At 61.8% G+C, this 13,885-nt stretch carries 13 protein-coding genes; 12 read left to right on the top strand and 1 reads right to left on the bottom strand.

The window, feature by feature from the left end; genetic code table 11:
• The first annotated feature begins 59 nt into the window (after positions 1-59).
• The 6 genes from Q1K31_RS02795 to Q1K31_RS02770 all read left to right on the top strand — a co-directional run bounded on the left by Q1K31_RS02795 (position 60) and on the right by Q1K31_RS02770 (position 6,200).
• The gene (locus Q1K31_RS02795; RefSeq protein WP_300376464.1) at positions 60-743 is read left to right on the top strand and encodes a TIGR04283 family arsenosugar biosynthesis glycosyltransferase; all 684 of its coding nucleotides are present in this window, start codon (positions 60-62) and stop codon (positions 741-743) included.
• A complete protein-coding gene (locus Q1K31_RS02790) occupies positions 740-1,339 on the top strand; it encodes a DUF2064 domain-containing protein (protein ID WP_300376462.1) in 600 nt (199 codons plus the stop codon). Before Q1K31_RS02795 ends, Q1K31_RS02790 begins: the two co-directional genes overlap by 4 nt.
• Before the next feature lie 91 nt (positions 1,340-1,430).
• Entirely contained in the window at positions 1,431-1,844 is a 414-nt protein-coding gene (locus tag Q1K31_RS02785) for a BLUF domain-containing protein (protein WP_300376460.1), read from the top strand.
• 83 nt (positions 1,845-1,927) lie between these two features.
• Positions 1,928-3,061: a PA0069 family radical SAM protein gene (locus Q1K31_RS02780; protein WP_300376458.1), complete on the top strand. Its 1,134-nt coding sequence runs from the start codon at positions 1,928-1,930 to the stop codon at positions 3,059-3,061.
• A gap of 204 nt (positions 3,062-3,265) precedes the next feature.
• Entirely contained in the window at positions 3,266-4,348 is a 1,083-nt protein-coding gene (locus Q1K31_RS02775; protein WP_300376456.1) for a DNA methyltransferase, read from the top strand.
• 112 nt (positions 4,349-4,460) lie between these two features.
• On the top strand, positions 4,461-6,200 hold the full coding sequence (locus tag Q1K31_RS02770; protein WP_300376454.1) for a cation:proton antiporter: 1,740 nt from the start codon (positions 4,461-4,463) through the stop codon (positions 6,198-6,200).
• Here the strand turns inward: Q1K31_RS02770 and Q1K31_RS02765 are convergent.
• On the bottom strand, positions 6,197-7,270 hold the full coding sequence (locus Q1K31_RS02765; protein ID WP_300376452.1) for an A/G-specific adenine glycosylase: 1,074 nt from the start codon (positions 7,268-7,270) through the stop codon (positions 6,197-6,199). The genes Q1K31_RS02770 and Q1K31_RS02765 overlap by 4 nt on opposite strands.
• A gap of 19 nt (positions 7,271-7,289) precedes the next feature.
• Between Q1K31_RS02765 and Q1K31_RS02760 the strand changes: the two genes are divergently transcribed.
• The 6 genes from Q1K31_RS02760 (at position 7,290) to Q1K31_RS02735 (ending at position 13,855) form a co-directional block, all read left to right on the top strand.
• Positions 7,290-7,835, top strand: a complete 546-nt coding sequence (locus Q1K31_RS02760; protein ID WP_300376450.1) for a DUF721 domain-containing protein — start codon at positions 7,290-7,292, stop codon at positions 7,833-7,835.
• Between the two features lie 83 nt (positions 7,836-7,918).
• A complete protein-coding gene (locus tag Q1K31_RS02755) occupies positions 7,919-8,725 on the top strand; it encodes a DsbA family protein (protein ID WP_300376448.1) in 807 nt (268 codons plus the stop codon).
• 25 nt (positions 8,726-8,750) lie between these two features.
• Positions 8,751-12,212, top strand: coding sequence for a chromosome segregation protein SMC (gene smc, locus Q1K31_RS02750; protein ID WP_300376446.1), 3,462 nt, complete (start codon positions 8,751-8,753; stop codon positions 12,210-12,212).
• Positions 12,213-12,338: 126 nt separating this feature from the next.
• On the top strand, positions 12,339-12,731 hold the full coding sequence (locus Q1K31_RS02745) for an AtpZ/AtpI family protein (protein WP_300376444.1): 393 nt from the start codon (positions 12,339-12,341) through the stop codon (positions 12,729-12,731).
• A complete protein-coding gene (locus tag Q1K31_RS02740; protein ID WP_300376442.1) occupies positions 12,731-13,501 on the top strand; it encodes a F0F1 ATP synthase subunit A in 771 nt (256 codons plus the stop codon). Before Q1K31_RS02745 ends, Q1K31_RS02740 begins: the two co-directional genes overlap by 1 nt.
• Before the next feature lie 117 nt (positions 13,502-13,618).
• Complete coding sequence (locus tag Q1K31_RS02735) at positions 13,619-13,855, top strand: F0F1 ATP synthase subunit C (protein ID WP_084417925.1); 237 nt, start codon at positions 13,619-13,621, stop codon at positions 13,853-13,855.
• Positions 13,856-13,885 lie beyond the last annotated feature (30 nt).

Below are 13,885 nucleotides of genomic sequence, written 5' to 3'. Positions count from 1 at the left end.
CGCTCGAATGGCAAGTCGACGCACTCGACGCGCCCACGTAATGAACTAAGGGAAAGCCGATGCCCGCGCCGATCTCGATCATCATCCCGACGCTTGATGCAGCCGACGGGCTTGGCCCGTGCCTCTCCAGTCTGCTTCCCGGCGTGGAGGCCGGGCTCGTGCGCGAACTCATCATCAGCGATGGCGGGTCAGAGGACGAGACTTCCCGTATAGCAGATGCTGCTGGCGCGGAATTCATCCAGGGCGCACCAGGACGCGCAAAACAGCTCATACGCGGCGCAGGGGCTGCAAGGGGTGACTGGCTGCTTTTCCTTCACGCCGACACGGTGCTTTCGCCCAACTGGAGTGAACGCGTACGCCACCACCTTGAAAGCCAGCCCGGCAGGGCCGCCACTTTCACCCTTGCCTACCGCTCCGATGCCCGCATGGCGAAAACCGTTGCAGCCCGTGCCAATCGCCGGGCACGCTGGTTCGGCCTGCCCTATGGCGATCAGGGGCTCCTCATCTCCCGCCAGCTGTATGACAAGATCGGCGGCTATGAAGATATACCGCTGATGGAAGATGTCCGGATCGTTCAGGCCATCGGGAAAAGGCGTCTTGCCCTTCTCTCGGCCGAGGCACGAACCTCGGCGGCAAAGTATGAACGCGATGGCTGGCGCAAGCGCAGCTGGCGCAATGCCTGGCTGATAACACGCTACCTTGCTGGCGCTTCTCCACACAGGCTCGCCCGGCACTACACATGATGAAGCCGACTGTTCTAATCTTCGCCAAACCGCCGCGCATGGGCCTGTCCAAGACACGGCTGGCCCGCGATATCGGCTCCACGGAAGCCCGGCGGATCGCGCGTTTCACGCTGGCCCGCACAATGCGCGCCACTATGTCCCCCGCCTGGCGGACGGAACTGCATATTGCCCCGCCCCGTGCGGCAGGCGAAACCCTCGGCGGACTCTGGCCACCCGGCCTGCATCGCTATGCCCAGGTCAGCGGCAATCTCGGCGACAGGATGACCCATGCCATGATGCAGGCCCCACCCGGCCCGGTCATATTTATCGGCACGGACACACCTGACATCCGCCGCTCTCACATCGACCAGTGTACAAGACACCTCGGTACGGACCGCGCCGTCTTTGGCCCGGCAACGGATGGCGGTTTCTGGCTTTTCGGGATTGGCCACAGGTTACGCAGCCCGGCTCTCTTTACGTCAGTGCGCTGGTCTGGCCCGCATGCCATGGAGGATGTCTGGTCCAACCTGCCTGCCCGCACAGAGGTGACCCTGCTGCCGCAACTGATTGACCTGGACACAGGAGAGGACTGGAATCTCTATAAAAAACAGCCCTGAAGCTAGTAAAAATGCAGTTCCGTTGATTTAAGTTATAGACGGTCCACACCACTTCAGCCCATGTCGCGGCACGTTTTCAGAAAGTCATTTCATGTATCGCCTCGCCTATGTCAGCACCGCCGCCAAATCCGTATCCGCTACGGATCTGCAGGACATTCTCGAATCCGCCATCCGCAACAATACGAAAATCGGCGTCACGGGCACCATAATCTACAACGGCGCCAGCTTTCTTCAGATCCTCGAAGGTCCACAGGACAAGGTCGAGAAGATATACGCGCACATCTGCACCGATAACCGCCACAATCACATCATGACGATCTTCCGCGAGAAGGGGGCAGGCCGGGCATTTGAAGATACCCCCCTGACGCTCAACACGGTTGAGGGCACAGACGGAAAACTGCCTGAAGGCATCACGGTGTCAGCCGATATTGACCTGTTCGTGCCACCGGGCCTGCCAGACCATCTCCGCAGCATGCTCAAAAGCTTCGACACAATGCGCATCTAGTCACGTGTGACGTGGGCATAATCCACAGAACACGATTCCATTGTTCTTGTTTTGTTTCTGTTTCTGTGCTTTCATCCCGGGTGATGAGACAGAGCCAAAAACTCAAGCCGCAAGGGCGTGTCAGCCTGATCGACGTAGCCGCAACAGGCGAACGCTTCGAGCATCGTGGCCGTGGCGCAATTTCCAATCAGACCGGCCGGTTCGAACCCGAGACACGTGATCCATTCGATGATGGCTGGGGCACGATCGAGGACAATGCAGAACGGCTCGAAACGACGCTGACGCGTGAAGTCGCAAAGACCATCATCACCTATAACCGCTCGCCGGACATCTCATTCGACCGTACAATCAATCCCTATCGCGGCTGCGAGCATGGCTGTGTCTACTGTTTCGCCCGGCCGACCCACAGCTATCAGGGATTATCGGCAGGGCTCGATTTCGAGAGCCGCCTGTTTTTCAAGCCAGACGGCCCGGCCCTGTTGCGCCGGGAACTGTCACGGCCCTCCTATGTGGTCCGTCCCATCGCGCTCGGTATGAATACTGATGCCTACCAGCCGGTCGAACGCCGCCTGAAGCTGACCCGGACATTTCTTGAAATCTTGGCCGAGCATAATCACCCCGTCACCCTGCTCACCAAGTCCGCCCTGATACAGCGCGACATCGACCTGATCGCCCCGCTTGCAGAGAATGGGCTGGCGCGTGTCGGCGTGTCGCTGACCACGCTGGACCCGAAACTTGCCCGGCGGATGGAGCCGCGCGCGGCGGCCCCCTACAAGCGGCTAGAAACGATCCGCGCCCTGTCTGATGCGGGCATTCCGGTGATCGTCATGACCGCACCGATCATACCGGCCCTGAACGAGCCGGAAATGGAGACAATGCTCGAGACCGCCGCCGCGCATGGAGCCTCCAGCGCAGGCTACGTCCTCCTGCGCCTGCCCTATGAGCTGAAGGACATCATGCATGAATGGCTGGCCGAGCATTATCCGGACCGGGCCGCACGGATCATCAATCTCCTGCGCGACATGCGCGGGGGCAAGGATTACGATGCCAACTGGTTCGAGCGTGGCTCCGGGCGCGGCACTCATGCCCGGCTGATCGCCCAGCGTTTCCAGAAAGCGGCCCGCCGTCTCGGACTCGACGCGCCCCGCCCACGGCTGCGCACAGACCTCTTCCGCCCGCCAGTAAGCCCCGGCGGACAAATGCGGCTCGACCTGTAAAGCCAATAATCCCACAGGCTGCCCACCAGTAACCCGGAACTTTTTCACAAACTTGTCCACAGGCTGCGGTGCTTTCTGTTACGATGCCGAAACAACCTGACAGGCATCCGCCTGCAGCTGGAGACTGTTCCGCGTAAGAAAGCAGAAACCAAATCGGCGTCGGGATGGGCTTCAGTTGATTCGAGTAGAGGGGCTGAAAGAGCCATGGAGCTGATCCGCAATACGATCATTGAAGGTGAATGTGTCGACGTGCTGTCACGCCTGCCTGACAAGTCCGTCGATCTCGTCTTCGCCGACCCGCCATATAATCTCCAGCTCGGCGAGGGTCTCACCCGGCCTGACCAGTCGGCTGTCGCCGGCGTCAATGACGCCTGGGACCGTTTCGACAGCTTCGACGCCTACGACCTGTTCACCCATCAGTGGCTGAGCGAATGCCGCCGTGTGCTGAAGGATGACGGGGCGATCTGGGTGATCGGCTCCTATCACAACATCTTCCGCCTCGGCACGATCCTTCAGGATTCCGGTTTCTGGATCCAGAACGATGTGATCTGGCTGAAGTCGAACCCGATGCCGAACTTCAAGGGCACGCGCTTCCAGAACGCGCACGAGACCCTGATCTGGGCGGCCAAGACAGAGAAATCCCGCGTTACCTTCAATTACGACGCGCTGAAAGCCTTCAACGAAGACAAGCAGATGCGTTCAGACTGGACGATGCCGATCTGCACAGGCAGCGAACGCCTCAAGGATGAAGCTGGCAAGAAAGCCCATCCAACGCAAAAACCCGAAGCCCTGCTCAAGCGCGTGCTGCTGGCCACAACCAATCCCGGCGATGTCGTCCTCGACCCGTTTTCCGGAACCGGCACAACGGCAGCGGCTGCGAAGATGCTGGGCCGCGACTATGTCGGCATCGAGCAGGATCCGGCCTATATCCGCCTCTCACGCGCCCGCCTCGATGGCATCACTCCGATCGGTGGCGACGCACTCGAAACCCAGAAGAGCGCCAGGGCCCTGCCCCGCGTGCCCTTCGGTGCGCTGGTCGAGAATGGCTGGCTAAAGCCTGGCGACCGCCTCTGGTCGCCCAAGAAGCGCCACCATGCACGTATCCGCGTGGATGGCAGCCTGTCATCCGGGGATGCGTCCGGCTCGATCCACCGCCTCGGCGCCCATATCATGAAAGCCCCTGCCTGTAATGGCTGGACGTTCTGGCATTATGAATCCCCGAAGGGCGACCTGACCCCCATCGACCTCCTGCGCCGTCGCTACCGGCAGGAAATGGGCCTGAATTAAGGTCCTGTCCGGCCCGTTTTAATTCGTCCAGGTAGCTGACGCCGGGCCCGGCACGGCCTATGCTTGTCCGGAATCGCCGCCCTGTCCGGCGGCCGCCATCCGGAGAACCCGCATGGGCCATGAAGGTCAGGAAATCTTTCTGAAAGACCTGCTCGTCTTCCTGTTCGCAGCAGGCGTGATCGTGCCGGCTTTCCGGGCCTTGCGCCTGCCGGCCGTGGCCGGTTTCCTCATTGCAGGCGTCGCGCTTGGCCCTCACGGGCTCGGCACGCTCGAGCACCTCTGGCAGCCGCTGCAATACTTTACGGTTTCAGAACCGGAAGCGGCAGAGCCGTTTGCCGAACTCGGCGTCCTCTTCCTGCTCTTCCTGCTCGGCCTGGAAATGTCCTTCGAGAAGCTATGGGACATGAAGAAGGTCGTTTTCGGCGCGGGCGGGCTGCAGACAATCCTCAGTGCGGGCGCCATAGGCGTCACGCTCTGGATGTTCGGCATCAGCGCACAGGCCGCCGCCGTCATCGGCCTGGCCCTGGCCCTGTCCTCCACCGCCATCGTCATGCAGGTCCTGACGAGCGACAATCGCGCGGCCACCCCCACAGGACGCACTGCGCTCGGCGTGCTTCTTTTCCAGGACGTGCTTGTTGCCCCGATCCTGATTTTCGTGAGTTTCCTTTCGCCCGAGAACAGCGTGAACATCGCGCAGACCGTCCTGCGTGCCCTGTTCGAAGGACTTATCGCCATCACCGTCATTGTCATTACGGGCCGCTTTATCCTGCAGCGTGTCTTCCGCATGGCCGCGAAGGCTGGCGGGCGCGACTTCCTCATGGCGCTTACCCTGTTCACTGTCATCGGGGCCGGTGTCATTACGGGTGTGGCCGGGCTTTCCGTTGCCCTCGGTGCGTTCCTCGCAGGTCTGTTGCTGGGCGAGACCGAATTCCGCCACCAGACCGAAGTCGACCTGGACCCATTCAAGGGCCTGCTCCTCGGTATCTTTTTCATGACCGTTGGCATGGGGATCGACCTGATGGCGATTGGTGACATCGCCCTGATCGTGCTCGGCGGGCTGGCCGGGCTGATTATCCTGAAAGCCCTGGTCGCATGGGTTGCCTGCCGTCTGTTTGCCGGTCCTGCGCCTGTCGCGACCGAGAGCGCGCTCCTGCTTGCGCCGGCCGGGGAGTTCGCCTTTGTCGTTATGACCGCCGCGGCAGCCGCGGGAGTCCTGGCCCCTGAGCTCACCACGCCTGTCACCGCGATTGCCGGCCTTTCCATGCTGCTCATCCCGCTGACCTCGCGCATGGGGCAAAAGCTTGCCGGACGGATGAAAGCACCCGAGCCCACGCCCTTGCAGAACGAGGATTTCTCAGACCGGGAAGGCCATGTCATCATTGCCGGATTTGGCCGGGTGGGCCGTACCATCGCGCGCATCCTGAGTGACAATCAGGCCGATATTGTCGTGCTTGAACGTGGGCTGAACTCGGTCAAGACTGGCCGGGATGAAGGATGGCAGGTGTCTTATGGCGATGCCGCCCGCAAGGAAATACTGGAAGCCGCCGGGGCCTCGGGCGCATCGCTCTTTGTTGTCACGGTGGATGATGCCGTCAGCGCCGAGCACATGGTGCGCGCCATACGGGCGCTAAGGCCGAACGTGCCTGTCTTCGCAAGGGCCCGCGATGCCGAACATGGCAAATCCCTGCGCGAGGCCGGAGCCACCTTCGTAATCCCGGACGCAATCGAAGCCGGGCTGCAACTGGCGGGCCGCGTGCTTCAGGAATTTGGCTATGCCACGGAAACCGTGCGCGACAAGATTGGTGCCGAGCGCGACCAGGAATACCGCAAGGCCGCTGGCGAGGACGCCTAGGCCCGGACTACCAGCTTCAGCGCCTTCCTGAAAACACTGGGCAGCGCGTCTGCCACCGTCTCCACATCGTGCCAGTGATACCCTTCCGGGGCCTGGCCAAGCTCCATGCGGAGAACATCCAGCCGTAACTCGAAATGCGTGAAGACATGGCGCACTTCTCCGATGACCTCGCCCTTGCCTTCGCCAACGGTCCAGCCCGGTGAGACGCTTGCCCCAGTCTCCACCCACGCTGTCGTCGGCAGGCCAAGCATACCCCCGAGAAGGCCCTTGTCCGGGCGACGCTCAACAAGCACATCGCCATCCCTGAAAGCGACAAACACCTTGCCGGTGCGCTTCGGCTTGGCTGCCTTGGCAGGCTTTAGCGGATATTGCTCCGGGGCACCCTCGGCATGACCTGCACACCATGCCCGCACAGGACATATCAGGCAGTTCGGCCGCTTTGGCGTACACACGGTTGCACCAAGGTCCATCAGGGCCTCGGCAAACTCGCCCGGACGGTCTTCCGGAACCAGCTCACGGACAGTGCCAGCGATGCGTGCCTTTTCCTCCTTCCAGGCTCCCTTTGCCGCTAACAGGCGGGCGAAGACCCTGTCGACATTGCCATCGACAGCCGGAGCGCGTTCTCCGAAAGCCAGGGCGGCGATTGCGCCTGCCGTATATGGACCGATGCCGGGAAGTTTGCGCAAGCCGGCTTCCGTACGCGGCCAGTCTCCCATAGCCGTCACTTCGCGGGCGCATTTCAGCAGGTTGCGGGCACGCGCATAATAGCCAAGCCCCGCCCAGGCGGCCATGACATCGCCATCCTCCGCCGCCGCCAGCGCTTCGACGCCTGGCCAACGCCGGGTGAATGCCTCGAAATAACCCGCGGCATGCGGCACCGTTGTCTGCTGCAACATGATCTCGGCCAGCCAGACACGGTATGGATCCGGCATGGCCCCTTCCGCACGTGCAGCAGGGCCAACCCGCCAGGGCAGGTCCCGTGCATGACGGCCATACCATTCAAGTAACGCCCCCGGCAGGCCATCAAACCGTGATGAAACCGCATCAGCGGCCTTTTCTCCTGATCGCATGCGGTGCACAATCACCGGCATGGTGAACAGGTCAAGCCTCGACCCGCTGGAAGAAGCCCGCGCCCGCGTCATGCTCCGCTATCAGCGGGCAAGGCGTGAACGGCCCTTGCCGAAAACGTTCGGCGCGGCGGCAATGCAGCTCGCCCGCAAGAAACTGCCCGAAAAGGGCCCCGCTATCGGTCGCCTGAAACTGCTCTGGCGCGACATTGTCGGCGAACAGCTGGCAAAAGTCTGCGAACCGGAAAAGATCGGTGCCAGCGGCAAGGGCAAGGGCCGCGTTTTGACAGTGAAGTGCATCCCTGCCGCCTCGACCATGGTCCAGCACCAGACAGAGACGATCCGCCAGCGTGTCGGCACATCGCTCGGCGGGGACATTCGCGAAGTCAGGATCATCCAGGGTCCGCTGACGCGTGGCGGCACGCCCGCCCTGCCCAAACGAAAACGCCCGCTGACCCCGGAAGAACAAGAACGCCTTGCTCACTCCGTCGAAGGCATAGAAGACGCCGCCCTGCGCAAGGCGATTTTGGCTCTCGGGGAGGCTGTGCTAACGACCGAACAGCCCTGAAGCGGCTGGCATGGTGTAAGGTTGGATACCCGCGACATCTTGGCAACCACCGCGACTCAATCTCTTAAGAAAAGGTTATGACAATGAAAGCCCTTTCCCGACGCGCCGTCGTTCTCGCCGCATCCGTAATGGCCGCGACGGCCTGCGGCGCAGCAGACGACGCGAATTCTATAGACGCAGGAACCGACGCCGCTGCGACCAATGAAATGGTTCTGGGCGACGCAGATGCGCCTGTGACTGTTATCGAATACGCTTCCTGGACCTGCCCGGCCTGCCTCCAGTTCAACGATGAAGTCGTCGGAAAAATGAAGGAAGACTATGTCGAGACCGGAAAGGTGAAATTCATCTTCCGTGAATTCCCGACCCCGCCAGCCAACATCTCGGTGGCTGGTTTCGCGATCGCGCGTTGTGCCGGCGAGGACCAGTATTTTGATGTCGTCGATGACCTTTTCTCACGCCAGAACGCCATTCTTGGCGTTGCCCGCCAGGGCGGACAGGTGAAATCGGCCCTTCAGGCCGTCGCCAGTAGGTATGGCATCACCAGCGAGGAAGACTTTGATGCCTGCCTTTCCAACGCGGACATCCGTAAGGCGATTGCAGCGTCTGTCGGTGAAGGTGAGGAAGACGGCATTACCGGCACACCAACCGTACTGGTTGATGGCGAGATGCTTTCCGGAAGCGATTGGCGCCGGTATGAAGGGATGCAGACCGTCCTCAACGAAGCGCTCGGCGAAGAAGCACCGGCCACTGAAGAGGCTGCCGCTGAAGAGAGCATGCCGACCGAGACAGATGCGGACATGAGTGACGACACAGCTGCCACTTCGGAAGATGGCGAAGCTGCCGAAACCGAAGCGTCTGACACAGACTCAGGCGAGGCCACCCCTCAATAGGAACACTGGATAGAAGGAGCCTGCATTGCACATTACAGAACTGCGCATTGCAGGCTTCAAATCCTTTGTGGACCCGCAGGACATTCCTGTCCTGCCCGGCCTGACCGGGATTGTCGGACCGAATGGCTGCGGCAAGTCCAACCTGCTCGAAGCCCTTCGCTGGGCGATGGGCGCAAGTTCGGCCAAGGCGATGCGCGGCGGGGAGATGGATGACCTCATCTTCTCCGGTTCCCAGCATCGCCCGGCCCGCGAACTGGCCGAAGTCACCCTTGTTCTCGACAATCAGAAGCGCACGGCCCCGCCGGAGTTCAACGCTTCCGACGTGCTGGAAATCCAGCGCAGGCTGAAGCGGGGGGCAGGCTCGACCTACAAGCTCAATGGCCGCACAGTGCGTGGCAAGGACATCCAGCTCATATTCGCGGACGCGTCGACGGGCGCGAACTCCCCTTCACTCGTGCGGCAGGGCCAGATCTCGGAACTGATCGCCTCCAAGCCGCAAAATCGCCGCCGGATTCTCGAAGAGGCTGCCGGTATTTCCGGCCTCAATTCGCGGCGCCACGAAGCCGAGCTGAAACTGCGTGCTGCCGAAACCAATCTGGAACGCCTTTCAGAAGTCTCGGCCGAAGTCGAGCGCCAGCTGGAAAGCCTGAAACGCCAGGCCCGAAAGGCACGTAAATACAAGGAACTGTCGGAAAAGATTTCCGCACTTGATGCTTTCCTCGCCCATCTGAAATGGGAAACTGCAAAAGAAACAAAGGCCCAGGCCGAAGCCGAACTCACCCGTTGCCAGCAAGCCGTCGAGGAATCTTCACGCGCTGCCGCCATCGCCGAAACCCAGCGCATTGAAGCTGGTGAGGGTCTCCAGCCCTTGCGCGACAATGAAGCCACGATCTCCGGCAGGCTCGGCCAGGCCCGGATTGACCTCGCCCGGCTGGAAACCGAGCGCAAGAATGCCGCCGACCTTCTGGCCCGGCATGAAAGCGAAGCCCGCCGCATCCGTGACGACATCGAGCGTGAACACGCGCAGAAGGAAGAGGCCGAGCAGGCGCTTGCCGAGGCAAGGGACAATCTCGCTGCACTCCCGACAGAAGATCCACAGGCCAATGAAGAGCTGGAACGCAAGGCCGCAGCCGATCTGGAAGAAGCCCGCGCCCGCCTGAACGAGGCACAGGCCGTTGCCGATGAAGCCGGGTCGAAGCTGGCGTCCATGAAAGCCGAGCGTCAGGCGGCCGAAGCCAGCGCCGAAGCGCAGCGCCGCCGTAAATCGAGCCTCGAAGCCGATGCCAACCGGCTGAAACAGCAGCTCGCTAACATGCCCGAAACCGGCGCGCTGCAAGCGAGGCTCCAGCAAGCCGAACAGGCAGAAGAAACCGCCGAGATCGCGTTGCATGACGCCGAACGCGCCGCCGATGCAGCCGAGGCCGCACTCACCGAGGCCCGCGAGGCCGAGACGCAGGCCCAGCCGCCCAAGGACAGGGCCGATCAGGCCGTACGCACACTGGGCTCGGAAATTGCCGGGCTTGAGCGGCTCCTGAAACAGCCAACCGGGCCAAAGGCGCCGCCTGTCATCGATCAGGTGCGCACACGCGATGGCTATGAAAAGGCCGTGGCGGCTGCCCTCGGCGATGACCTGCAAGCCTCGATCGAGGCGGGCGCAGCACTTTACTGGGCCGGGCGCAACATCGCCACGGAGCCCCTGCCCGCAGGCGCAGAACCGCTATCTGTCTATGTCGAGGCCCCGAATGAGCTGTTCGCGCGCCTTTCCCAGTGCGGCGTTGTCGATGCCGATACAGGCGCGCAACTTGCCACGCAGCTGAAACCCGGCCAGCGCCTCGTCACGACGGAGGGACATCTCTGGCGCTGGGACGGCTTCACACGCACGCCTGACGCCCCTGTTTCGGCAGCAGAGCGCCTTGCCCAGCAGGCCCGGCTTGAAGCGGCACAGGCCGAGATCGGCCCGGCCCGCGAAGCCCTCGATACCGCCGCTGCACAGCTCTCCGAAGCAAAAGACAACCGGCTTGCTGCCGAAAACGATCTCAAAGAGGCCCGCCGTCAGGTCTCACCCAAAGCCACCGAGCTCAACCGCGCCCGTTCCGCCACGGCCGAAGCCCGTCAGGCTTTCGAGCGCGCTGACGTCAAACGCGAATCGGCCAGCGAGGCCCTTGCCCGTGTCGAATCGGATCTGCGCGGGGTCGAAGAATCGCTATCACTTGTCTCGATCGGCGGTGACGACAGCGAACTTGAACGCCTCGAGGCAGCAACATTTGAAGCCCGCACCGCACTTGCCAGCGCGCGCGAGCATGAAACCGAATGCCGCGGCCGCCTGACTGACATCACCCGCAACCGCGAACAGGCGATTGCCCGGCGGGAAGGCTTCCAGAAGGATGTCGAGCGCTGGACGAACCGGCTCGCCAACAGTGAGAACCGCCTCCAGGACATGCTGATGCGCCGTGGCGAAGCGGCACGCGAAGCCGAAAAGGCGCGTAGCCGGCCGGAAGAGATGCAGGCCGAACTCGACGCCCTTGCCCAGCGCGTCGCCACCTTCGAAGACGAACGCAGGCAGGCGGCCGACCGGCTGGCCGAAAAGGAAGCCACGCTCCGCGAGGGCGAACGCCACGCCCGTGATACCGCGAGCGCAGCCACGGAAGCGCGCGAATCACTGGCCGGCGCCAAAGTCCGTCTGGAAAATGCCGAGACCCGGCTTTCTGACGCGGTCGAGACCGCCCGCAGCCAGTTCCAGCGTATGCCGGAAGGGCTGATGACACTGGCTAAGGCGGGGCTCGATGAGGAGGAACTTGCAACTCTCGATCCGGGCGAGGCCGAACGACAGCTCGACTTCCTGCGCCGCGACCGTGACCAGCTCGGGGGGGTCAACATGGAAGCCGAATCGGAAGCCGAGGAGCTTTCCGAACGTCTCGGCGAACAGGCAACCGAGAAGGAAGACCTGATCCAGGCCATAGCGAAGCTGCGCGATGGTGTCGCCGCGCTCAACGAGGAAGGCCGCACACGCCTGCTGGAGGCCTTCGAGCAGGTAAATGAGCACTTCAAGGCGCTGTTCACCACCCTCTTCCGCGGCGGCGAAGCCGAACTGCGCCTCGTTGATGACGACGATCCGCTGGCTGCCGGGCTGGAGATCATGGCCCAGCCGCCGGGCAAGCGCCTCGGTACGCTGCGGCTGATGTCGGGCGGTGAGCAGGCGCTGACGGCAACCGCCCTGATCTTTGCGGTCTTCCTGTCGCGCCCCTCGCCGATCTGCGTGCTCGACGAGGTTGATGCGCCGCTGGATGATGCAAACGTCGACCGTTATTGCCGCCTGCTCGACGAAATGCGCCGGCGTACGGATACACGTTTCATCGTCATTACCCACAATGCCGTCACGATGAGCCGTATGGACCGCCTGTTCGGGGTCACCATGCGCGAAAAAGGTGTTTCCAAACTGGTTTCGGTCGACCTCGATGCCGCCGAAGAACTGGTCGCGGCAGAATAATACGCTGCGTCAAATAAGCAGATACATTTTTATCCAATAATTACAGCATACTACAGCGTCTTTCAGCGGCTTGACTTGGGCCACCCCCTCCAATAGCTTCCGGCGCAAATGGCAGGGGGTTCTCCCATGTCTGTTTCGAGTGGCATTCAGGCGACTTTCATGGCCGGTCCAGAGCGGAATGATCTGAGCGACAGGATCGCAAAGGCTCAGGCCGAACGTCAGGCCAGGGAAGCGAAGAAAGCCAAGCGCGAAGCAGATGCGGAAGGATCGATTTCGGCCGGTGCACTCTCTCTGCGCTACGGGGCGGAGTTCGGGGCATCGGTTTTTGTCGGGATACTGATCGGTCTCGTGATCGACAATTTCTTCGGCACCAAGCCCTGGGGACTGCTTGCCATGCTGGGATTCGGCCTTGCAGCCGGCATCCTCAATGTTATACGCGCCTATCGCCAGTTGGTGGCGGATGGGAAACTACAATCTACGGACCAGGCAGATGGTCCGGAAAACGGGACAAAGGGCTGATGAATCTCTCCTTCAGGCAAATTGCCGACCCGATGCACCAGTTCGAGGTGAAGAAGCTGATCGAGATCGGGCCGATTGGTGGCCTGGACCTGTCCTTCACCAATGCCTCCTTCTACATGCTGCTGGGCTGCGTCCTGATCGTCGCCTTCTTCGGCATGGCCGCCTCCCGCGGCAAGCTCGTCCCTTCGCGCATGCAGTCGGTTGCCGAGATCGGCTATGGCTTTGTCGCCGACATGGTGCGCGGCGCAGCCGGCGAGGAAGGCCTGAAATTCTTCCCGTTCGTGTTCACCCTCTTCTTCTTCGTGTTCTTCGCGAACATGATCGGCATGATCCCCTATGCCTTCACGACGACAAGCCACCTCATCATTACCGGCGCGCTTGCGCTTCTGGTGATCGGCATCGTGATTGCCTATGGTTTCTACAAGAATGGCCTGAAATTCCTGAAACTGTTCGCTCCCGCCGGCGCGCCCTGGCCGATCTATATCCTGCTGATCCCGATCGAGGTCATCTCCTTCATCGCGCGCCCGGTCACGCTTGCACTGCGTCTCTTCGCCAACATGCTCGCCGGTCACATCATGCTGAAACTGTTCGCCGGTTTCGCCGTGACACTGGCCACGCTGGGCGGCGCCTACATCGTTATCGCACCGCTGGCCTTTGCCATGGGTGTGGCGCTCAACGCGCTGGAATTCCTTGTCGCCGGGCTGCAGGCCTATGTGTTTGCAATCCTGACCTGCGTCTATCTCAACGACGCGCTTCACCCGGCTCACTAGGGAGCACGTTTCGCCGGTGCGGCCAAACGTGCCGCGCCACAACACTTGACGCGCCCGCATGAACAGGCTTCACGGGCATCAAACTAAACATCAGTCTTTCCCAAAGGAGATCTTGAAATGGAAGGCGATATCACTCTCGGCCTCAAATACGTCGGTGCAGGCCTCGCCACGCTCGGCATGATCGGTGCGGCTATCGGTGTGGGTAACATCTTCGGCTCATTCCTCGACGCTGCCATGCGTAACCCGTCCGCTGCCCCGCAGCAGACCGGCAACCTCTTCATCGGTATGGCCCTTTCGGAAGCGCTCGGCATCCTGGCGTTCCTGGTCTCCATCCTGATTCTGTTCGTCGTCTAGCACGCACGAACCGCAATATGGCTGGCCCGC

The organism is Henriciella sp., from assembly GCF_029936995.1.
In the GTDB taxonomy this organism is placed as follows: Bacteria; Pseudomonadota; Alphaproteobacteria; order Caulobacterales; family Hyphomonadaceae; genus Henriciella.
Note: the sequence above shows the minus strand (reverse complement) of the source record. Positions and strands in the feature narration are given on the sequence as shown.